Source organism: Nocardioides sp. (assembly GCF_047606145.1).
Taxonomy (GTDB): domain Bacteria; phylum Actinomycetota; class Actinomycetes; order Propionibacteriales; family Nocardioidaceae; genus Nocardioides.
Genome location: NZ_JASGET010000031.1, coordinates 35,040 through 56,103, shown reverse-complemented (window position 1 = coordinate 56,103; position 21,064 = coordinate 35,040). Strand labels below are relative to the sequence as shown.

General features: G+C 70.1%; 15 protein-coding genes. 10 read left to right on the top strand and 5 right to left on the bottom strand.

Annotation, left to right across the window (positions count from 1 at the left end):
* Positions 1-45: 45 nt before the first annotated feature.
* Positions 46-882, bottom strand: a complete 837-nt coding sequence (locus tag QM638_RS05140) for a hypothetical protein (protein WP_415140867.1) — start codon at positions 880-882, stop codon at positions 46-48.
* 343 nt (positions 883-1,225) lie between these two features.
* On the opposite strand from QM638_RS05140, the gene QM638_RS05135 reads away from it, so the two are divergent.
* On the top strand, positions 1,226-4,306 hold the full coding sequence (locus QM638_RS05135; protein ID WP_415140866.1) for a PKD domain-containing protein: 3,081 nt from the start codon (positions 1,226-1,228) through the stop codon (positions 4,304-4,306).
* A 39-nt stretch (positions 4,307-4,345) separates the two neighbouring features.
* Here QM638_RS05135 and QM638_RS05130 read toward each other — a convergent pair whose 3' ends face one another.
* Both QM638_RS05130 and QM638_RS05125 read right to left on the bottom strand, forming a co-directional pair.
* Entirely contained in the window at positions 4,346-5,230 is an 885-nt protein-coding gene (locus QM638_RS05130; protein WP_415140865.1) for a hypothetical protein, read from the bottom strand.
* A 215-nt stretch (positions 5,231-5,445) separates the two neighbouring features.
* The gene (locus QM638_RS05125) at positions 5,446-6,432 is read right to left on the bottom strand and encodes a hypothetical protein (RefSeq protein WP_415140864.1); all 987 of its coding nucleotides are present in this window, start codon (positions 6,430-6,432) and stop codon (positions 5,446-5,448) included.
* Between the two features lie 417 nt (positions 6,433-6,849).
* Here QM638_RS05125 and QM638_RS05120 point away from each other — a divergent pair, with 417 nt between their 5' ends.
* Positions 6,850-7,596: a siderophore-interacting protein gene (locus QM638_RS05120; RefSeq protein ID WP_415140863.1), complete on the top strand. Its 747-nt coding sequence runs from the start codon at positions 6,850-6,852 to the stop codon at positions 7,594-7,596.
* A 126-nt stretch (positions 7,597-7,722) separates the two neighbouring features.
* On the opposite strand, the gene QM638_RS05115 is transcribed toward QM638_RS05120, so the two are convergent.
* Positions 7,723-8,637 (bottom strand): M15 family metallopeptidase, encoded by a 915-nt coding sequence (locus tag QM638_RS05115; RefSeq protein ID WP_415140862.1) that lies wholly within the window; start codon positions 8,635-8,637, stop codon positions 7,723-7,725.
* Positions 8,634-9,341 carry an MgtC/SapB family protein gene (locus tag QM638_RS05110; RefSeq protein ID WP_415140861.1) on the bottom strand — a complete coding sequence of 236 codons (708 nt, stop codon included), beginning with the start codon at positions 9,339-9,341 and terminating at the stop codon, positions 8,634-8,636. The genes QM638_RS05115 and QM638_RS05110 overlap by 4 nt, the downstream gene beginning before the upstream one ends.
* 176 nt (positions 9,342-9,517) lie before the next feature.
* Here QM638_RS05110 and mfd point away from each other — a divergent pair, with 176 nt between their 5' ends.
* The 8 genes from mfd (at position 9,518) to QM638_RS05070 (ending at position 20,997) form a co-directional block, all read left to right on the top strand.
* The gene (mfd, locus tag QM638_RS05105) at positions 9,518-13,246 is read left to right on the top strand and encodes a transcription-repair coupling factor (protein WP_415140860.1); all 3,729 of its coding nucleotides are present in this window, start codon (positions 9,518-9,520) and stop codon (positions 13,244-13,246) included.
* Positions 13,247-13,296: 50 nt separating this feature from the next.
* Positions 13,297-13,875: a DUF4916 domain-containing protein gene (locus QM638_RS05100; RefSeq protein ID WP_415140859.1), complete on the top strand. Its 579-nt coding sequence runs from the start codon at positions 13,297-13,299 to the stop codon at positions 13,873-13,875.
* 158 nt (positions 13,876-14,033) lie between these two features.
* A complete protein-coding gene (locus QM638_RS05095) occupies positions 14,034-14,798 on the top strand; it encodes a GntR family transcriptional regulator (RefSeq protein ID WP_415140858.1) in 765 nt (254 codons plus the stop codon).
* Positions 14,799-14,866: 68 nt separating this feature from the next.
* Positions 14,867-15,151 (top strand): ferredoxin family protein, encoded by a 285-nt coding sequence (locus QM638_RS05090; protein ID WP_415140857.1) that lies wholly within the window; start codon positions 14,867-14,869, stop codon positions 15,149-15,151.
* Between the two features lie 11 nt (positions 15,152-15,162).
* Positions 15,163-16,629, top strand: a complete 1,467-nt coding sequence (locus tag QM638_RS05085) for an ABC transporter substrate-binding protein (protein ID WP_415140856.1) — start codon at positions 15,163-15,165, stop codon at positions 16,627-16,629.
* The gene (locus QM638_RS05080) at positions 16,626-17,495 is read left to right on the top strand and encodes an ABC transporter permease (protein ID WP_415140855.1); all 870 of its coding nucleotides are present in this window, start codon (positions 16,626-16,628) and stop codon (positions 17,493-17,495) included. The genes QM638_RS05085 and QM638_RS05080 overlap by 4 nt, the downstream gene beginning before the upstream one ends.
* A complete protein-coding gene (locus tag QM638_RS05075; RefSeq protein ID WP_415140854.1) occupies positions 17,492-18,268 on the top strand; it encodes an ABC transporter ATP-binding protein in 777 nt (258 codons plus the stop codon). Before QM638_RS05080 ends, QM638_RS05075 begins: the two co-directional genes overlap by 4 nt.
* A complete protein-coding gene (locus QM638_RS05070; RefSeq protein ID WP_415140853.1) occupies positions 18,265-20,997 on the top strand; it encodes a fumarate reductase/succinate dehydrogenase flavoprotein subunit in 2,733 nt (910 codons plus the stop codon). The genes QM638_RS05075 and QM638_RS05070 overlap by 4 nt, the downstream gene beginning before the upstream one ends.
* The last annotated feature ends 67 nt before the right edge of the window (positions 20,998-21,064 follow it).

Genomic DNA, 21,064 nt, shown 5'->3' with positions numbered 1-21,064 from the left:
CGGAACTGGTTTCCCAGCTCAGTCGGCTCAGTCGGCTCAGTCGGCTCAGTCGGTGTCCTCGCGCCCGATGCGCAAGAACGGCGATGCGACGTCACCGTTGAACTGGTCGGTGGACGACCTGTAGATCGTGTCGTTGGACGTGATCTTGCCGCCGATGGTGAGTGGCACGTCGGCATGGGCGGGAGTGACGTCGCCGGTCGGTCCGTAGTCGGACCGACTCGACTTCAGGGCTGGCTGGTCGAGCGGCCAGGAGGTGACGGTCAGTTCGTAGCCATCGCGGTGGCACTCCATGTGGTACCAGGTGCCGGGCTCCACGGCATCACCGCGAATGGTGACCAGTCCCTCGTCGCCGTGCACCACGCAGGCAGGGCGATCGAGGTCCAGCTCGGCCTTGTATTCCGAGGACTGGCTGTAAAGACCTCGCTGGATGAGGTTGTCGCCATTGTCCTCGGTGCGGCCAGCGGACTTCGCCGCGACCTTGAAGTCAGCACCCCACGTGAACGCGCGCTCTCCCGGATTCAGCGCGTCGTCGTCGCCGGCGTTGCGGACCATGATCACCGCGCGCGGATAGGCGCCGGTGCCCATGTACTGGGGGAACGTGAAGCCTGCCGTGCCGTCGGGTGTCTTGGCGCGTTCCAGACCGCCACCATCGAGGGTAAGGACGGAGACCTTCACGTCGCCATCGCCGAGTTGCACCGGCGCACCGTCGCGCACACCGATGAGCACAGCCTGGCCTTTGCTCGGCTCTGCCGTGGGCGAGGGGGTGACCGGCTCGGTCGCGGTAGGCGGCTCCTCGGTCTTCCCCAGACCACAGCCCGCCAGCATCAATCCTGCGAGCGCTGCCGTCGAGAGCTTCAGGCCACGGCGGGTGCGGCTGGCCAAGACCCGTCCCCCTCGCATGGGGCTGAGCCTACGTGTTGCGACCCTTATGAGGGGGTGAAGCCTTTGCTTGAAACCCCCAAACAGGGGAACTCAACCCGGGGTGCGATGCGCGGTGGCGTCACCGGTGGGAACTTCGTTCTATACGCCGCACCAACGCAGGCCGATCCGGACGGACCCTGTCGCGGCAGGAGGAGTCGCGACAATGACTGCAGCAGTTCGACGTCGTACCGCACTTGGCGCGGTCGCCGCCATGCTCATCGCTCTCTTGGCCGCGGTGACTTGGAGCCCTGCTCCCGCGAACGCGGCCACCAATGATCAGAGCATCAGTGGTGTCGCGTCATCGATGTGGCAGACCAACAACCCGGTCGACGCGCTCGCGGTCGCCAACGGGGTGCTCTACGCCGGTGGCCAGTTCACCGCCGTGCGGCCGCCGGGGACCTCGTCCTCCTCGTCCAGCGCTGTGTCGCGGACCTATCTGGCTGCGTTCGATGCCTCCACTGGAGCGCTGATCACTTCGTTCGCCCCGACCCTCAACGGGCGCGTCTACGACATCAAGGTCTCGCCCGATGGCGGCACCGTCTACGTGGCCGGCTCCTTCTCCACCGTCAACGGCAGTTCGCGGGGACATGTCGCGGCGTTCTCGACCTCCACAGGGGCGCTGCTCAGCTTCGACCCCAAGGCCAACAAGATGGTCTCGGCGTTGGCGGTCACCTCCTCCCGGGTCTATCTCTCCGGTGAGTTCACGAAGGTCGGCAGCACCACCAGCAACTACATCGCCTCGGTCGGCGCGGTGGGTTCGTCGACGGCCGGCAGCGTCGACACCGCCTTCAGCGCCACGTTGGTGGCGCCGGCGGCCTCGCAGTTCACCGCCAACCCGAGTGCGCGAGCGCTGTCGATGGTGGTCACGCCGGACAACCAGCGGCTGCTGGTTGGCGGCGGCTTCGAGGAGGTCAACGGCGTGACGACCGGTGGGATGGCCTCGCTGGACCCGGCGACCGGTGCCGTCCAGAGCTGGCCGGCGAACGACGACCAGTCCATCAACCTGAATTGCTCTGGACGAGTGCGTGCGATCGTGCTCGACGGCGACAGCGCCTATGTGACCGCCGAGGGCGACCCGCCGGGCTGCTACGAGGGCACCTATCGGGCGAACTTCACCACCGGTGAGATGGTGTGGAACTCGTCCTGCCTGGGCGCCGGACAGGGCCTTGCCGTGGTCAACGGGATTCTCTACAAGGGCTCCCACATGCATGACTGCGCGTTCAACCTCGGTGACGCCCGGGGTGGCTTCGTCGGCGGCACCGCCAGGGAGAACTTCATGCACCACTACCTCGCGGGACAGAACGTCGCCGACGGCTCGTTCGTGCACTGGACGCCGCAGACCAATGCGGCCGGTACCGGTGGGGTCGGGCCTCACGTGCTGGCCACCGATGGCTCGCAGATCTTCGTGGGCGGCGACTTCACGAAGGTCAACGGCGACGCACAGCAGGGGTTGGCCCGATTCTCGTCGGACGGCAATCAAGCGACTCCGAAGACACCGGGAGTCTCCTACAACTCCGACCCCTTCTCCGGAGCCACCTCGATCATCGGTGCGAATCTGGCGATCACCGTTCAGCCGACTGCTGCCAACACGTTGACGGTGGAGGTTCCGACGGTGGAGGACGCCGACAGCGGCACGTTGACGTACCGCATCTACCGGGATGGCGGCAGCACCGCGATCGCGACGCTGACCGCGGAGTCCTACCCATGGAGCAGACCCGTCCTTCGCTATGACGACACCGGCCTGGCTGCGGGCTCCAGCCACTCCTATCGGGTGACGGCGAGCGACGGTGTGCACACGAGTTCACGCTCGACGGCGGTGTCCGGCACGGTGGCAAGCTCCGCGCCCCCGACGTACAGCTCGACGATGTCGGGCACCTCGCCATCGCTGTGGTGGCGGCTCGACGACTCCGGCGCCACGCTGGCGGACAGCTCGGGCAACGGACAGACGGGCACCGAGCAGGGTGGAGTCACCGCTGACAGCTCCGGGCCGATGAACGGCGACCAGGCGGCCAAGTTGAACGGCTCCACCGGTTACCTGGCCTCGTCGAGTGCGCTGTCGGCGCCGGGAGCGTTCTCCGAGGGCGTCTGGTTCAAGACCACCTCGATCTACGGCGGCGTCCTCCTCGCTCAGACCGATTCGGCTACCGGCGACGGCAACACCGACCGAACCATCGCCATGGACAACAACGGCGGCCTGGTCTTCCTGGTCAAGGGGACCTCCAGAGGAGGGCCGTTCGGCCCGTCGGTGATCAAGTTCCGGAACCAGGGACCGATATGGAACGACGGCACGTGGCATTACGCCGTCGGCACCTACGACGGCGCCGGCAGCCTGAGCCTCTATGTCGATGGCCAGCTCCAGGGGACCACCTCCACCACGACCAGCGTGGCCGGGATGAGCAGCAGTTATCTGCGTAGCGGGTACGCCGACGTGTCCGCCATCCAGATGGTCTTCGGGGTCAACTACTACAACCACCAGTGGCCGGCCAGCGAGTACTTCAACGGCAGCGTGGATGAGCCCGCGATGTGGAACTATCAGCTCAGTGCGGCGCAAGTGGCGGCGCTCTTCGCTGCGGGCGTCGGGGAGAAGAGCGTCCCGGTCAATCAGGCGCCGACCGCGTCGTTCACCACCTCAGTCTCGGGAGGGAACGTCCAGGTCGATGCCTCGGCATCGAGCGACGCTGACGGCACGATCGCGTCCTACTCGTGGGACTGGGGCGACGGTTCGACGGCGAGCTCGGGGAGCACGTCGTCGCACACCTACAGCACGGCCGGCTCCAAGACGATCACGCTCACCGTGACGGACGACGACGGCGCGACCGACACCACCACCAGGACCGTCTCGGTGACACCAGCGACGGAGACGACCACCACCCTCGTCCCGTACGGCTCACAGTGGCGGTGGAAGTACGACGCGGACGGCGCTCCGTCGGACTGGAACACCCTCGGCGCCGATGTCTCCAGCTGGAACCAGGGCGCAGCGATCCTCGGGTTCAACGCGAGCGACGTGACGACCGACATCGACACCTTCTCCAGTACCTCGGACAGGCCGTTGGCGGCGTACTTCGTCAAGAACGTCACGATCCCCCAGGCGTCCTCGGTGGTGAAGCTGACTCTCACCGGCCTGGCCAACGACGGCGTCGTGGTCTACGTCAACGGCACCGAGGTGACCCGATCGAACATGCGTGACGGCACCATCACGGCAAAGAGCTACGCGGCCTCGGCGCGCAACGAGACGACCGCCCAGGCGAATCCGTTCACGGTCGACGTCCCGGTGGGGCTGCTGGTGAACGGGACGAACGTCATCGCGGCTGAGACGCATCTGAACTACCGAGCCACTCGGGACGCGGCGTTCGACCTGCAGGCAGAGGTCACCACCACCGGCTGACCTCGCCAGCGCTCCCCCGGCGATCCGGGCGGCGGTCGATCAGTCGGCAGCCGCCCGGAACGCCGCCAACGTCGAGGGCTGACGTCCGTCGGTGATCATGAAGTCGTTGGTCAGGTCGTTGCCGTCCACCCGGTTGAAGTACACCGCGAAGGCGGCGCCGCGAGCTCGGAAGAACTGCATCGCCTGCGTCACGAAGATCGTGTTCGACGTGTCTCCGAAAGACGCGTCGGTGCCCCACTCGGTGACGCCCCACGGCTTGAGGTCTCCATGCGAGTCGCGCATCCAAGGCTGCGCCTCCAAGCGGTCGACAGTTCCGGACCAGAGGTCCTCAGGCGTGTCGGAGGAGGCGTCATGGCGCCACCGATAGGGGTCGATGGTGGCCATCTGGATCAGGGACGGATCGAGCAGTGAGCTGAATGAGTCCTCATTGGCCCCGGTCCCTCCGAACCAGTAGACCCGGACAACCTGGGGTGCGGCCTTCGCGACGTACCCCATCACTCGATTCCAGGCGGCCGCCGACTCCTCGGTCGTTGGCACCGCGGCCGCGCCGTATCCCGCGAAGACGTACTTGTGTTGGTTGATCTTGATCTGCGCCTCGTGCTCGTCGGCGAAGTAGACCCGGGTGCCGTTGTGGCGCGCGGCGGCGTACTTGCTGAGCGTTCGCAGGCCAGAGACAAAGGTCTTGAAGTACCGCCGCACTGGAGTGTCCCACTCGGCGATCTCGGCGCGGGTGAACGGGCCATTCTTGTAGGCGAGGGTGATGACGGGGCTGATCCCGTGATCGATCTCGGCCTCATGTTGGGCGACGTCCGGAGTGGTGACCTCGTCAGCGTTCAGATAGGTGGTCTCTACGCCGGGGTAGGCACCGGTGGCGTTTCGATACACCTCATAGCCGAAAGGGCCGCTGTACATCCCCACTTGCATCGTCGACACGGTCCCCGACGGGTGGGCCGAACCGGTGGACGGTGACGTCGCAGTCGCCGGAGCGGAGGAGTCCGAGGGATTCCCGGCGCTCGCAGAGGCGTCCGCGCTGGCGGTACCGCGTTCGGGATGACCGCCGCCACCAACGGCGATCACCGCGCCGACGAGCAGAGCCACCACCGGTATGGCAATCAGGGCTGCCACCAGTGGAGTCGATGTCACCCCATTGCTTTTCGCCAAACTGGGATCTCCGGCCGTCTCCGCAATTCGAAGTCACCGTTGCGGGTGGATTGGTAGTAGGTCACGAAGACTGCGTGGTGTCGACGTGAGTACTTGGCAACCTTACGCAACCAGGCGGCACGTCCGGTTCCGGAGGTATCGCTGGGCACGCGGACGCTGCCGGTCTCCGCGATCGCCCAGGGCCGATTCATCTTCTTGCTGGCCTTGACGACCGGCCGGAAGATCTTCGCCGGCCGTTCATAGTGGGTCGCGTCGCCGAGCGCACCGTTGTAGGGATCCCAGGCATAGACCGACACGAAGCGTCGACCCGGGTTGAGAGCGGTCCACGTCGGCGTCGCCCGCGAGTCGGCGGTCCACCCCATCAGCACGAGCGTGGGGTAGAGATTGCTGCGGCAGAACGACGCGGCAATCCGGGCGACGTGCCGCCAGGCCTTGCGGTACTGCTTGGCGGTGAACTTCCCGGCGCGGATCTCGTCCTCGGGTTCGTGGAAGTAGTTCCAGAAGACCGGCGTCTTACGGGGCGCGGTCCGGAAGTAGGTGCGCAGTCTCTTGTCGTACTTGCCGCTGAGCACGGTGCGCGGGGCGATCCTGATCGTGTTGACCACCCAGCGCTTGCCGTACCACTTCTTCTTCACCGACCATGAGGTGCGCATGGGCAGCGTGTTGTCCCAGGTCCGCACGACCGGGATTCGAGTGCCGAACCGCTTCTGCTCGGCCTTCAGATCTTGGCCCATGGAACTGCCGCCATTGCTGCCGAGGCTGATACCGAAGCGGGTCTTGCGCTGCTTCCACGCCGGCGCGGCAGCGCAGCCGGTCTTTGCTTTGACCGCTGTCTGCAGGACAGTCGTTGCGGGCACTCGGCCGGAAAGCGTGAGTTGCGCAGCGTCTGCCTGAAGGGTCGGTCCGGCGGGAAGTGAGAGACTGGCGCAACCGGTGAGGGCTGCCGTGATGAGGAGTCGACGCATGGGTGAACTTGGTCCTCCGGGGGATCGCTGAGACTTCCAGCGCAGATGAACGGGACGTATTCGGGGGTGGGCCGGATGGTAGCGATCGATATGTGTCGAAGGCGAGCCGTTGGATCACGGATCGGGCTGATTTGAAGGATAGAGAGAGAAAGATACCCACTTTTGGGGACAGATTTTACCTAATTTGGGGATGCTGTCGAGTGTCGGACGCGCTCCGACGGCATCCGTGCCCGCGGCTCTTGGAGTCGCGGGCGCTCGTTCACAGGATCTGTCGGGTGCAGGACGTTCTATCCCGCCAGCGCGGTTGTCCGGAAGACGCCGGTCAGGACAGCGAGCCAAGCGTGTCGTCGTTCGACGCTGGGCCGTCGGACCGGATTCATTAGGCAAGGCAAACATTCCCAAGTTAGGCTTGCCTTCGTGCCTAGACCTCAACGCCCCACCACCACCCTCGTCGTCGAGTCCACCGAGCAGCTCACCCCCGGCATGGTCCGGGTGCGCTTCACCTCGCCGGACCTCAGCGCCTTCGCCGAGAGCACCGACACCGATCGCTACGTCAAGCTGGTCTTCGATCGGGCCGACGGCCAGGTGGTTCGGACCTATACCGCGCTCGAGCCGGACGTGGCCGCCGGCACCGTGATCATCGACTTCGTGGTGCACGGCACCGAGGGCGTCGCCGGTCCGTGGGCCGCGCAGGCGAAGCCGGGCGACACCCTGTCCGCGCGGGGTCCCGGCGGCGGCTACGCCCCGGACCCGACGGCCGACTGGCACCTGTTGGCCGGCGACCAGGCCGGCCTGCCGGCCATCCGGGCGGCCCTCGCCGCGCTGCCGGCCGAGGCGGTCGGCTACGCCGTCATCGACGTGCCCTCCGCCGAGTTCCATCAGGATCTGGTCAAGCCCGACGGCATCGAGCTCAGCTGGCTCGACGGTGCGGACCTGGTCGAGACCGTCAGGGCGCTGCCCTGGCGGGAGGGCCGGGTCCACGCGTTCGTGCACGGCGAGGCGGAGTCGGTCATGCACGGCATCCGTCCGTACCTGCTCAAGGAGCGCGAGCTGCCGCGCGCCGACGTGTCGATCTCGGGATACTGGCGTGTCGGCCGCACCGAGGAGACCTTCCGGGAGTGGAAGCGGGAGCTGGCCGAGTCCGAGGGCGCCGGGCGCCGCTGACCGAGGGTCACGAGGTACGTCGGTCGGCGACTCCGGCTTGGCGGTCTCGCGACCAGCCCTGGTGGCGTTGGCCGACCATCCGCCTCACGGACTCGCAGGTCCGCCGGCGCACGGCCTGGTCCACGCTCAGCGGCCGTTGGCGCTGAAGTGCTGGTAGTCCTTCAGCGAGTCCCAGTCCCCGCCCCAGCCCCAGCCGATGCTGGCGAACGCCCGGGTGACCACGTCGCCGGGGTGGATCATGCCCGGTGCGTGGCGGCTGCGGTCGAGATACCACGAGGCCAGCTCGGGCAGCACCCGGTCGCCCTTCAGGTAGGGGTTCTGGAAGGTGTCGACGTCCACCGCCAGGCCGTAGGCGTGCTCGGAGAAGCCGCTGCTCTGACCGGTGGCCGGCCGGCAGACGAAGGAGCCGGTCTCGTTGCCGTCGCCGGTCGGCTCGGCGTTCAGGTCGGCGCGGGTGGCGATTCTCATCTGCTCGATCGGGAAGCGGGCCCGGTACAGCTTCCGGAAGACGCTGACGACGTCGGCCGCCACGCGGCGATTGATCAGCAACTCACCGGTGTGCCGGGCGTCGTCGAAGCCCCAGAAGGTCAGCCGGACCCAGGCCAGGTCGTCGCGCCCGACGGGGCAGCTCGACCGCCAGGTGGAGCGCCGGATCACCGACGTCGGGGCCACCTCGACCCGGCTGGCGAAGCCGCTGCCGGGCAGCATCGGCAGGGTGTCCGGCAGGGTGAACCGGCGCGGCCGGAAGACCGCCGGGGTCGGGCGTACGACGCCGTACCCGTCGGCGGCCCGCGGTAGTGGGCGCGTGCCGAGCCAGGACGGCGGCACGGTGCCCCGCGGCGGGGAGGAGGAGGTCGTGGTGGCGCTCGGCTCGGCCGTTCGCGACGAGGTGGGCGACGAGGTGGGCGACGAGGTGGGATCGGCCGCGCCGGACGTGCCGGCCGACGGCGTACGACCGGGTGAGGCCGTCGGCGAGCCGGCACAGCCGGCCAGGAGCGCCAGCGCGAGCACCAGCGTCGCGGCCCGAGTGGTGGGTCTCATTCCGAGCGCGTCCCCGCATCGACGTCGAGTACGCCGACCAGGTCGGTCAGCGCGCCGGCCAGATCGGTCACCGAGCCTCGCCCCTGAACCTGCAGCCACAGCTCGATCACGTCGGTGGACCCCTCGGCGTGCGTGGTGGTCAGATGGCTGACCACGAAGCCGCGGGCGGTGCACTCGGCGAGCAGGTCGCGCAGCACGCCGCGGCCATCGTGGTAGGCGACCCGGATGTCGGAGGGTGAGAGCCGGGAGCCCGGCAGGCGTCGTACCAGCCAGGTGTAGCCGGGGACCGCGACGAAGTAGAGCACCGTGGTGCCCACCGCCAGCACCGGCAGGCCGGCCCCGGCGGCGGAGCCCACCGCCGCGGTCAGCCAGATCGCCGCGGCGGTCGTCAGCCCCGAGACCACGTCGCGCCGCACGAAGATCAGGCCGGCGCCGATGAAGCCGATGCCACTGACGATCTGGGCGGCGACTCGCGAAGGATCGAGCACGACGTCGCTGCCCAGCACGTCGGTGAACCCGTACTTGGAGATCAGCATGAACAGCGCACCGCCCAGCCCGACCAGAGTGTGGGTGCGTAGTCCGGCCGCCTTCTGCTGCAGCTCGCGCTCGGCCCCGATCAGGCTCGAGAGCACGAAGGCGAGCGCGAGCTCGCCCACCTGCGTCCAGCCCTGACCCGCCGGTTCGCCGATCGCTAACAGATCCACCCGATCCAGCCTACGGCCGGGTGGAGCCCCGGGTTGAGCCACATCGGCCCGGGGAACCCGGCGACGCCGCTGTCGACCGAGCCGGGATGCCTGTCGGCGCCACGCCGTAGGCTGTGGTTCGCACCCCCGGTTCACCGATCCGGGGGCTCATCGTGTTGTGCCCAAGGAGTCACCCCGTGCAGCTCACCCCCATCGCCGACCTGGTGCTGTCCGACCCGACGCTGGCCGAGGTGGTCGCCGACGCTGACGGCGGCCGGGTGCTCGCCCTGGACGTCACCGGCCCCGAGGCGCTGCGACCCTTCCTGGTCGCCGGTCTGGTACGCCGGCAGCGGACCGTGCTCGCGGTGACCGCCACCAGTCGCGAGGCCGAGGATCTGGTGGCCGACCTGACCGACCTGCTCGACCCGGACGCGGTGGCCTACTACCCGTCCTGGGAGACCCTGCCGCACGAGCGGCTCAGCCCGCGCAGCGACACCGTCGGCCGTCGGCTCGCGGTGCTGCGGCGCCTGTGCCACCCCGGCCGGCCGGGCACCCCGCACGGCCCGTTGCGGGTGGTGGTGGCCCCGGTGCGCAGCGTGCTCCAGCCGCAGGTCAAGGGCCTCGGCGACCTCGAGCCGGTCGAGCTGGTGCCCGGCCAGGAGATCGAGCTCGACGACGTGGTGGGCCGCCTGGCCGATGCCGCCTACGCCCGGGTCGACCTGGTGGAGAAGCGCGGCGAGTTCGCCGTCCGTGGTGGCATCGTCGACATCTTCCCCCCGACCGAGGAGCACCCCCTGCGGGTGGAGTTCTTCGGCGACGAGGTCGACGAGATCCGGCGCTTCTCGGTCGCCGACCAGCGCGCGCTCGCCGAGCCCGCGGCAGCCGCCGGCGCCGAGGACGCCACGGTGGACCGGTTGTGGGCGCCGCCGTGCCGCGAGCTGCTGCTCACCGCCGAGGTCCGCGCCCGGGCCAAGCAGTTGGGCGAGGAGCACCCGACGCTGATCGAGCTCACCGACAAGATCGCCGCCGGCATCGCGGTCGAGGGGATGGAGTCGCTCGCCCCGGTGCTGGTCGACGAGATGGAGCTGCTGGTCGACCTGATGCCGGCCGACACCCATGTGCTGCTGGCCGACCCCGAGCGGATCCGGCGCCGGGCGCACGATCTGGTGGCCACCAGCGAGGAGTTCCTCGGCGCCAGCTGGGCGGCCGCGGCCAGCGGGGGAGAGGCCCCGATCGACCTCGGTGCGGCGTCGTACCGCGAGCTCGGCGACGTGCGTTCGCACGCCATCGCGTCGGGCCGGCCGTGGTGGTCGATCAGCCCCTTCGGGATGGCCGAGGATGGTCTCGATACGCCCTCGCCTCACGGCTCGGGCTACTCGACCAACGGCCGTGGCCGGGGTCGGGATCACTCGACCGACGACCGTCGCCGGGGTCAGGATCACTCGACCGAGGACAGGGTCGTTGGTCGAGTAGCGAGCCTCAGCGAGCGTATCGAGACCACCGGCGTGCTGACCCGCGCGGTGGCCATGCAGCAGGCGGCCGCCTACCGCGGCGATGTGCCGGCCGCGGTGGCCGACCTGGCCCGCTGGCGAGCCGAGGGCTACCGCGCCTTCGTCATCCAGCCCGGACACGGTCCGGCGCAGCGCAGCGTCGAGGTGCTCGGCGAGCACGACGTCCCCGCCCGGCTCGGCACCGGTCCGGTCGACGGCGTGGTCACGGTGGTCCAGGCGAGCCTGCGGCACGGCTTCGTCGACGAGAGCGCCAAGCTCGCCGTACTCACCGGCGAGGACATCTCGGGCCAGAAGTCCTCCACCCGCGACATGCAGCGGATGCCGGTGCGTCGCAAGCGTCAGATCGATCCGCTCGAGCTCAAGCCGGGCGACTTCGTGGTGCACGAGCAGCACGGTGTCGGGCGGTTCGTGGAGATGAAGCGACGCGAGGTCGGTGGCGCGGTGCGCGAATACCTGGTGCTGGAGTACGGCGCCGCACGGCGCTCATCTGGAGGGGCGAGCGGTCCGCCCGACCGGCTCTATGTGCCCGCCGATGCGCTCGACCAGGTCACCAGGTACGTCGGCGGCGAGGCGCCGAGCCTGGACCGGCTCGGTGGCGGCGACTGGCAGAAGCGGAAGTCCCGTGCCCGGCGTGCGGTCCGCGAGATCGCCGCCGAGCTGATCAAGCTGTACGCCGCCCGGCAGGCGACCAAGGGCTACGCCTTCGGCCCGGACACGCCATGGCAGCGCGAGCTCGAGGACGCCTTCGACTTCACCGAGACCGCCGACCAGCTCGCGGTGGTGGACGAGGTCAAGGCCGACATGCGGCGTTCGATGCCGATGGACCGGCTGGTCTGTGGCGATGTCGGCTACGGCAAGACCGAGATCGCGGTCCGTGCCGCGTTCAAGGCGGTGCAGGACGGCAAGCAGGTGGCGGTGCTGGTGCCGACCACGCTGCTGGTCACCCAGCACCTGTCCACCTTCACCGAGCGGATGTCCGGCTTCCCGGTCACGCTGCGGGCGCTCTCCCGGTTCCAGACCGACGCCGAGGCGCGCGAGATCATGGCCGGCCTCGCCGACGGCTCGGTCGACATCGTGGTCGGCACCCACCGGCTGCTCAACCGCGACATCCGGTTCAAGGACCTCGGACTGATCGTCGTCGACGAGGAGCAGCGCTTCGGGGTGGAGCACAAGGAGGCGATGAAGCGGCTGCGCACCTCGGTCGACGTGCTCGCCATGTCGGCCACGCCGATCCCGCGGACGCTGGAGATGGCCATCACCGGGATCCGGGAGATGTCGACCATCACCACGCCGCCCGAGGAGCGGCACCCGGTCCTCACCTACGTCGGCTCCTACGAGGACCGGCAGGTGATCGCCGCGATCCGCCGCGAGCTGCTGCGCGAGGGCCAGGTCTTCTACATCCACAACCGGGTGCAGTCGATCGAGAAGGCCGCGGCCCGGATCCGTGAGCTGGTGCCGGAGGCCCGGGTCGCGGTGGCGCACGGCCAGATGAACGAGAAGCAGCTCGAGCAGGTGATGCTCGACTTCTGGGAGAAGCGCTTCGACGTACTCGTCTGCACGACGCTCGTCGAGTCCGGCCTGGACGTCTCCAACGCCAACACCATGATCATCGAGCGCTCCGACACCCTCGGCCTCTCCCAGCTGCACCAGCTGCGCGGCCGGGTCGGCCGATCCCGGGAGCGCGCGTACGCCTACTTCCTCTACCCGCCCGAGAAGCCGCTCACCGAGACCGCCCACGAGCGGCTCGCCACCCTGGCCCAGCACTCCGACCTCGGCGGCGGGATGGCGATCGCGATGAAGGACCTGGAGATCCGCGGCGCCGGCAACCTGCTCGGCGGCGAGCAGTCCGGGCACATCGCGGACGTCGGCTTCGACCTCTACGTCCGGCTGGTCGGGGAGGCGGTCAACGAGTTCAAGGCCGGTCCCGAGGGCGCCGCCGACGAGCTCGGCGAGGTCAGGATCGAGCTGCCGGTCGACGCGCACCTGCCGCACCACTACATCGGCTCCGAACGGCTGCGGCTGGAGGTGTACAAGCGGCTCGCCGAGGTGCGCAGCGACGACGACGTGGACGCGATCAACGCCGAGCTCGTGGACCGGTACGGCGAGCCGCCGGTCGAGGTGGTCTCGCTGCTGCTGGTCGCCCGCTTCCGGGCGCGCGCCCGGCAGGCCAGGGTCAGCGAGGTGACGATCGCCGGCAAGAACGTGCGGTTCCATCCGGTCTCGCTGCCCGACTCCCGTGTCGTACGGCTGCAGCGGCTCTATCCCAAGTCGCTGGTCAAGCCGCAGCTCGACACCATCCTGGTGCCGCGACCGGTCTCGGACGGCTTCCCGGTCAAGCCGCTGGACGGGATCGCGCTGTTGGAGTGGGGCCGGCAGGTGATCGACGCGGTGATCGACCCGCGCGAGGGCGGCTGAGCGATGCCGTGCATTCCGGTTCCGACGGCGGCTGCTGGCAGGATCGCCCCATGACGATGGAGGCGTTCGGCGAGCAGTCCTTCGGTGACGAGTCCGGATCCGGGGCCTCGGAGAATCTCGAGCCGGGCTGGCTCAGCGAGGAGGAGCTCGCCGAGACCCGCGGCCGGGTGCCGCTGCTCTACGTCGAGGCCGTGCCCGTGCGGATGGATCCGGACGGCCAGATCACCTCGGTCGGCCTGTTGCTGCGCGCCTCCCGGTCCGGTGCGATCACCCGGACCCTGGTCTCGGGGCGGGTGATGTTCGGGGAGCGGGTCCGGGACGCGCTGATGCGGCATCTGGAGAAGGACCTCGGTCCGGTCGCGTTCCCGGTGCTGCCGCTCTCCGTCGTGCCACATGCGGTGGCCGAGTACTTCCCGTGGCCGGGCGGCCGGCTGCACGATCCGCGGCAGCACGCGGTCTCGCTGGTCTACGCGGTGCCGGTCTCCGGGGAGTGCCAGCCGCGCCAGGACGCCCTCGAGCTCACCTGGATGACGCCCGCCGAGGCGGCCGCCGACGACGTCGTCGCGGAGATGGAGGGCGGCCGCGGCGCACTGCTCCGCCAGGTCCTCCAGCAGCTCGGCGCGCTCTGATCCACGGCGGGGTTCACGGCTGGGCCGACCCTTCGGGGTGGTGGCGGATCCCCGACGATGGGGGTATCGCCGCAGGTCAGAGACGGGTTCAGAAAAGTTCTGGTGGCGTTTCTCGGAGCCTATTCGCTTAAGTCGAGTGATTAAGTACGGTTAGCGCCGTGACCGAGACACTCAGCCCGGCGGATCCCCGCGACGTCGCCGCTCCGGTACGACGACGCGCCGACCGCGCCCGCCAGGTCGCCGACGTGCTGCGGCTGCAGATCATCCACGACCTGGTGCCGGATGGGGCGCTGCCCTGCGAGAGCGAGCTGGCCGCTGACTTCGGGGTCTCCCGCAACACCGTGCGGGTCGCGCTGGACCTGCTGCGCGGCGAAGGGCTCGTCGACCGCACCCCGGGCGTCGGCACCCTGGTGGCCGCCAGCAAGTATCCGCACGGCCTCGATCGGCTGCAGGGTCTGGCCGAGACCCTCCAGGGCCGCGGCGCGGTGCACAACGAGGTACGCACCGCCGCCCTGGTGCCGGCCGCGGCGGCGGTCGCCGTACGGCTCGACGTACCGGTCGGATCACCGGTGGCCTATCTCGAACGACGCCGGTTCGCCGACGGCCTGCCGCTCTCCCTCGACCTCACCTACCTGGTGCCCGACCTCGGCGGGCCGCTGCTCGAGCTCGATCTCGCCGGCCGCGACGTGTTCGCGCTCCTCGAGGAGACGGCCGGCCAGCCGTTGGGCGAGGCCGACGTCACCCTCGAGGCGATCGCCGCCGACCGGCACTCGGCGGCCCTGCTCGAGCTGCCCTCGCGCGCGCCGCTGCTGTTGCTGGAGCGCCTCACCAGACTCGCCGACGGCCGTCCCGTCGATCTGGAGTACGTCCGCTTCCGCGGCGACCGGATCTCGATGCGCGGCTCGCTGCCCCGGCACCAGTGACATCCCGACCACCACAGACATCAGGCCGGGGACACCTCGCCCTCGCCCCGAACCGATCAGGAGCTTCGATGACCCAGAACGCCACCCGCAAGGCCGTCTGCCACGACGGCTCACCGCCGCCGGTGCCGCCGATGGTGACCACCCGCGTCGAGGTACCGGTCGCGATCGACCAGTCGCTGTGCATCGACGGCTGCAACCTCTGCGTCGAGGTCTGCCCGCTGGACGCCCTGGCCATCGACCCGGAGACGAACAAGGCCTACATGCAGGTCGACGAGTGCTGGTACTGCGGCCCCTGCGCCGACCGTTGCCCGACCGGCGCCGTCACCGTCAACATCCCCTACCTGCTGAGATGAGCGGGGCTGAGGTGACAACCAGTACTCAGACGAGGATCGGTCCGCTGACCCGCCGTACGGCCGTGATGCTCGCCGCCTCGGTGGCCGCCGGTCCGCTGCTCAGCGCCTGCTCCATCGTCGGCGCCGGCGACGGTGGCGGCAGCGACGACGTGGTCGTGGTCGGCTACCAGTCCAAGACGATCAACACCGTCACCGCCGGCACCCTGCTGCGCGAACGCGGCTACCTGGAGAAGGAGCTGGCCGCGCTCGGCAAGAGGACCGGCAAGACCTACCGGGTCTCCTGGGAGGACTACGCCACCGGTGCGCCGATCACCGCGCAGATGATCGCCGGGAAGATCGACATCGGCTCGATGGGCGACTACCCGCTGCTGATCAACGGCTCCCGGGCAGGCACCGGCTCGGACGGCACCGAGATGATCGCGGTCACCGGCTACAACAGCGACGGCGCGCTCAACGGCGTGGTGGTCGCCCGGGACTCCTCCGCCAAGACGCTGACCGACCTGGCCGGCGGCTCGATCTCGGCGAGCGTCGGCTCGGCCGGACACGGCACCCTGGTCCAAGCCCTGGAGAAGGCCGGGATCGACCCGACCAACGGCGTACGGGTGGAGAACCAGGACCCGAGCGTCGGCGCCTCGGCGCTCAAGGCCGGCTCGGTGGATGCCGTCGCCCAGTTCGTCGCCTGGCCCGGGCTGCTCGCCTACCAGGACGATGCCCGACTGGTCTACGACGGCGGCGAGCTGGACACCCCCACGCTGCACGGCACCGTGGTCCGCAAGGAGTACGCCGCCGACAACCCCGGCGTCGTCAAGGCCTTCCTGCGTGCCCAGATCGAGGCCACCGACTTCCTGCACCGGCACCCGCTGCAGGCGGCCACGATCGTCGCGAAGCAGACCGGGCTCCCGGCGGAGGTCGTCTACCTGTACAACGGCGCCGGCGGGATCTCCACCTTCGACCCCACCATCAAGCCCTCGCAGGTCACGGCGCTGCGCCACGACGTGCCGTTCCTCTCCTCGATCGGCGTGCTCTCGGACAAGCTCGACGTGGGTGCCTTCGTGGACGACTCGCTGCTGCGCTCGGTCTACGGCTCCGGGTACGACGCCCAGCGCAGGTCGCTGGCCAACCCGGCCGCGATCACCGGCCGCGACCGGGCGTGTGGCCGCCGGGTCACCGACGCCGCGACTGCGGGGGAGGTGTGGGTCAAGGGCGAGGACGCCACCCGGCCGACCGCGGACGCCGGCTGCCTGCTGCGCAACGTGCTCGCCGCCGAGGACGACGGCAAGACCGTCCGGGCGGCCTACCTGCCCGATGCGGTCACCGGCACCCGCTGGTTCGCCGACAAGATGATCTGGTTCCGCACCGGGACCGGCTACGCCGCCGTCGCGACCGAGCAGGCAGCCGCCAGCTACGCGGACGCGCACCCGGCCGCCACCCGGCTCAGCTGGCGGCAGGCCCTGGACAGCGTCGGCGGTGCGGCGTGAGCGCGACGCTGGGCACCGCCACGACCAGAGACGCCGGTCGCGCCGCCGTCTCCGGTCGCCGCCCGCGCCGCCGGTCCGGGCGAGGTGGGCGGGGCCTGAGCTGGGCCCTGCGACTCGGTTCGCTGCTGGTGGCCGTCTTCGTCTGGCAGCTGCTGACCGTCAACGGGGTGCGGCTCTGGCTCCGGTTCGACCAGCTGCCCAGCCCGCTCGACGTCTACCAGGCGTTCCGGCAGCAGCTCGGCACGGCGCAGTACTACCGCGACCTGACCCAGAGCCTGCTGCGCATCCTGACCGGGTTCGCGATCGCCGGGGTGCTCGGCACCGGCGCCGGCGTGCTGCTGGCCCGCTCCCGTCTGGCCGCGAACCTGCTCGGTCCGCTGCTCGAGGTCGCCCGGCCGATCCCGGCGATCGCGCTGGTGCCGATCGCGATCCTGGTCTTCCCGACCAACGAGCAGGGCATCGTCTTCATCACCACGACGGCCGCGTTCTTCCCGGTGGTGGTGAGCACGCGGCACGCCGTACGCAGCCTGCCCACCACGTGGGAGGAGGCGCTGCTGACCATGGGTGCCAGCCGGGGCTACGTGCTGCGCACGGTGACCCTGCCTGGCATCCTGCCGGGTGTCTTCAGCGGCCTGTCGGTCGGCATGGGCGTCGCCTGGATCTGCGTGATCTCCGCCGAGATGATCTCCGGGAGCCTCGGCCTGGGATATCGCACCTGGCAGGCCTACACCATCGTCGACTACCCGGCCGTGGTGGTCGGGATGCTCTCCATCGGCGCGCTGGGCTGGTTCACCTCCGCCGCCGTCGAGCTCGCCGGCCGCCGGCTCACCCGGTGGCTCCCCTCCGAACAGAGGAAGGCACGATGACCCAGTCCACCAAGGATCCGGCGTCCCCGCGTCCGGCGGCCCTCCGGCTGCACGATCTCCGCGTGCGCTACGACGGCCGACCGGTGCTCGACGGGGTCGACCTCGAGATCCCCGCCGGGGAGATCCTGGTCGTCCTCGGCGCCTCGGGCGGCGGCAAGTCCACCCTCTTGCGGGTGGTGGCCGGTCTCCTCGCCGCGGACGAGGGTGAGGTCATGCTCGACGGGGTGGCGGTGCGCCGGCCCGGGGCCGACCGGGCGCTGGTCTTCCAGGACGACGCGCTGTTGCCGTGGCGTTCGGCGCAGCGCAACGTGGAGGTTCCGCTGGCGGTGCGTGGCCTACCTCGGGGCGAACGCGTCCGGGTGGCCCGGGAGTGGCTCGAGCGCGTCGGACTCGGCGGGCACGCGCGCCGCCTGCCCGGACAGCTCTCCGGCGGTCAGCGTCAGCGGGTGCAGCTCGCCCGCGCGCTGGCCGGCGAGCCGGCACTGCTGTGCATGGACGAACCCTTCGCCGCGCTCGACGCCCAGACCCGGCGCGCGATGCAGGAGCTGCTGATCGAGGTCTGGCAGGCGTCGGGTTGCACGGTGCTGTTCGTGACCCACGACGTCGACGAGGCTCTCGCCCTCGCCGACCACCTCGTCGTCCTCGACGGTGGCCGGGTCGCCGAGGAGATCCACCTCGACCACCCCCGCTCCGCCCAGCGGAGCGCGGCGCTGCGGCCGCGGCTGCTCGCCGCGCTCGGCGTCCATCCCGATCCTCAGGAGGCCCTCGCATGACCACCACCGACCAGCACCTCCGCACGCCCGCGATCGAGGACGCGGAGCGGCTCTGCTGCGACGTACTCGTCATCGGCGGCGGCACGGCCGGCACGATGGCGGCCATCACCGCGGCCGAGGCCGGTGCCGACGTACTCCTGCTGGAGAAGGCGCATGTGCGCCACTCCGGGGCGCTCGCGATGGGGATGGACGGCGTCAACAACGCGGTCATCCCCGGCAAGGCGGAGCCGGACGACTACGTCGCCGAGATCACCCGTGCCAACGACGGGATCGTCAACCAGGCGACCGTCCGGCAGACCGCGACCCGCGGCTTCGCGATGGTCCAGCGGCTGGAGCGGTACGGGGTCAAGTTCGAGAAGGACGAGTACGGCGACTACCACGTCCGCCGCGTGCACCGCTCCGGCAGCTACGTGCTGCCGATGCCGGAGGGCAAGGACGTCAAGAAGGTCCTCTACCGGGTGATGCGTCGTCGCGAGATCCGGGAGCGGCTACGCATCCTGAACCGGGTGATGCCGGTGCGGGTGCTCACCGAGGGCGGCCGGGCGGTGGGCGCCGCCGGCTTCGACACCCGCACCGGAGGATTCGTCACGGTGCGCGCCGGTGCGGTGATCCTGGCCACCGGCGCCTGCGGCCGGCTCGGCCTGCCCGCCAGCGGCTACCTCTACGGCACCTATGAGAACCCCACCAACGCCGGCGACGGCCACGCGATGGCCTACCACGCCGGAGCCGAGCTCAGCGGGATCGAGTGCTTCCAGATCAATCCGCTGATCAAGGACTACAACGGTCCGGCCTGCGCCTACGTGGCCAACCCGTTCGGCGGCTACCAGGTCAACGCCGAGGGCGACCGGTTCGTGGACTGCGACTACTGGTCGGGTCAGATGATGGCGGAGGTGAAGAACGAGATCGAGTCGGCCCGGGGCCCGATCTATCTCAAGCTCACCCATCTGCCGGACGAGACGATCTCCGAGATCGAAGGGATCCTGCACCACACCGAACGACCCACCCGCGGCACCTTCCACTCCGGTCGCGGTCACGACTACCGCACCCACGACATCGAGATGCACATCTCCGAGATCGGGTTGTGCGGCGGGCACTCCTCCTCCGGGGTCTGGGTCGACGAGAACGCCCAGACGACGGTGCCGGGCCTCTACGCCGCCGGCGACCTGGCCTGTGTGCCGCACAACTACATGATCGGCGCGTTCGTCTTCGGCGACCTCGCCGGCAGTCACGCCAGCGCCCATCTCACCGAGCCGCCGGCCGATCTTCCCGACGACCAGCTCCGGGCGGCGCACGAGCTGATCTATCGACCGCTGGGCAACCCGGACGGCCCGACCCAGCCGCAGGTGGAATACAAGCTGCGTCGGTTCGTCAACGACTACGTCGCTCCACCCAAGACCGCGCGCAAGCTCGGCCTGGCGGTGGAGACCTTCACCCGGATGACCGCCGAGCTCGACCGGTTGAGCGCGCGTACGCCGCACGAGCTGATGCGGTGCGTCGAGGTGAGCTTCATCCGGGACTGCGCCGAGCTCGCCGCGCGCAGCTCGTTGGTGCGCGAGGAGAGCCGCTGGGGCCTCTACCACGCGCGCGCCGACCTGCCTGCGCGCAACGACGACCAGTGGTTCTTCCACCTCAACGTGCGCCGTCGTGAGGACGGCCGGACCGAGTTCCTGCGCCGCCCGGTCGCGCCGTACCTCGTGCCCGTCGACGACATGCGGATCCCGGAGGGCGCTCCGAGTGACGTTGCGGTGTTGACGGTGGTCGACACCGCGACAGAGCGGTCCTGGCCCGGCGCCGTCGGCGCCTCGACGGGGGAGCGGAGCGCCGATGCGTCGCCGCGGGTGCTCGAACTGCTCGCGCTCGCCGAGGCGATCCCGAGCCTGGCCGAGCTGCGGCCCTATCTGGACGACACCGACCCGCAGGTCCGTCGCGCCGCCGTGGCCACCCTCACCGAGGTCGTCCCGAGCGGCGTCGGGCCTGCCCTGGTCGCGCTGCTCGCCGACGAGGACCGCGAGGTTCGCGGTGCCGCGGCCGAGGCGCTGCGCGAGGTGGTGGAGGTGCTCGTTGCCGACGACGACCTGCGCACGGCGTTGCGAGCCGCGATCGGGGCCACCGACGTGCGTGCGCGAACGGCGGTGCTCGAGGTGCTGCGTCATCTCCGGCTCGGGTCGGGGACCGACTATCGGCGGGCGGGCACCGACGCCGAGGCCGCCGTACGACGCCAGGCCGTGGCCGGGCTGGTGTCGCTGGACGACGTCGACGGGGTGGCAGCGTTCGCGGACGACGCCGCGCGTGAGGTCCGGGTTGCGGCGGCCCACGGGCTGGGCACCATCGGCGAGGCCGCCGCCGTGCCCACCCTGGTGCGGCTGGCCGGCGATTCCGAGCCGCTGGTCGTCGCCGCCGCGCTCGAGGCGACGGCGGGGCTCGCCTGCCCGTCCGAGCTCGCCCGACTCTGCCTCGCCGGTCTCACCTCGCCGGCCTGGCAGGTGCGGCTCGGCGCGGCGCGCGGGCTCGCCGCCGAACCCGGCGGTGCCTCGACCCAGGGCCTGGTCGAGGCGATCGACGACGCTCATGCCGATGTGCGCAAGGCGGTCGTGATCGCGCTCGCCGGACGCGGTGGTGCGGACGTTCGGGATGCGCTGGAACGGGCGACCAAGGACAGCGACGCCGACGTCCGCGGCTATGCGCGTCGGGCGCTGCGGGCGGCCGGTCTGCTCGGCGCCACCCCGTAGGCATGCCCGTTCGCCGCACGATCCCGGGGCGCGGCCGGTCTCGACACGAGACGTCTAGGCTGGCGCG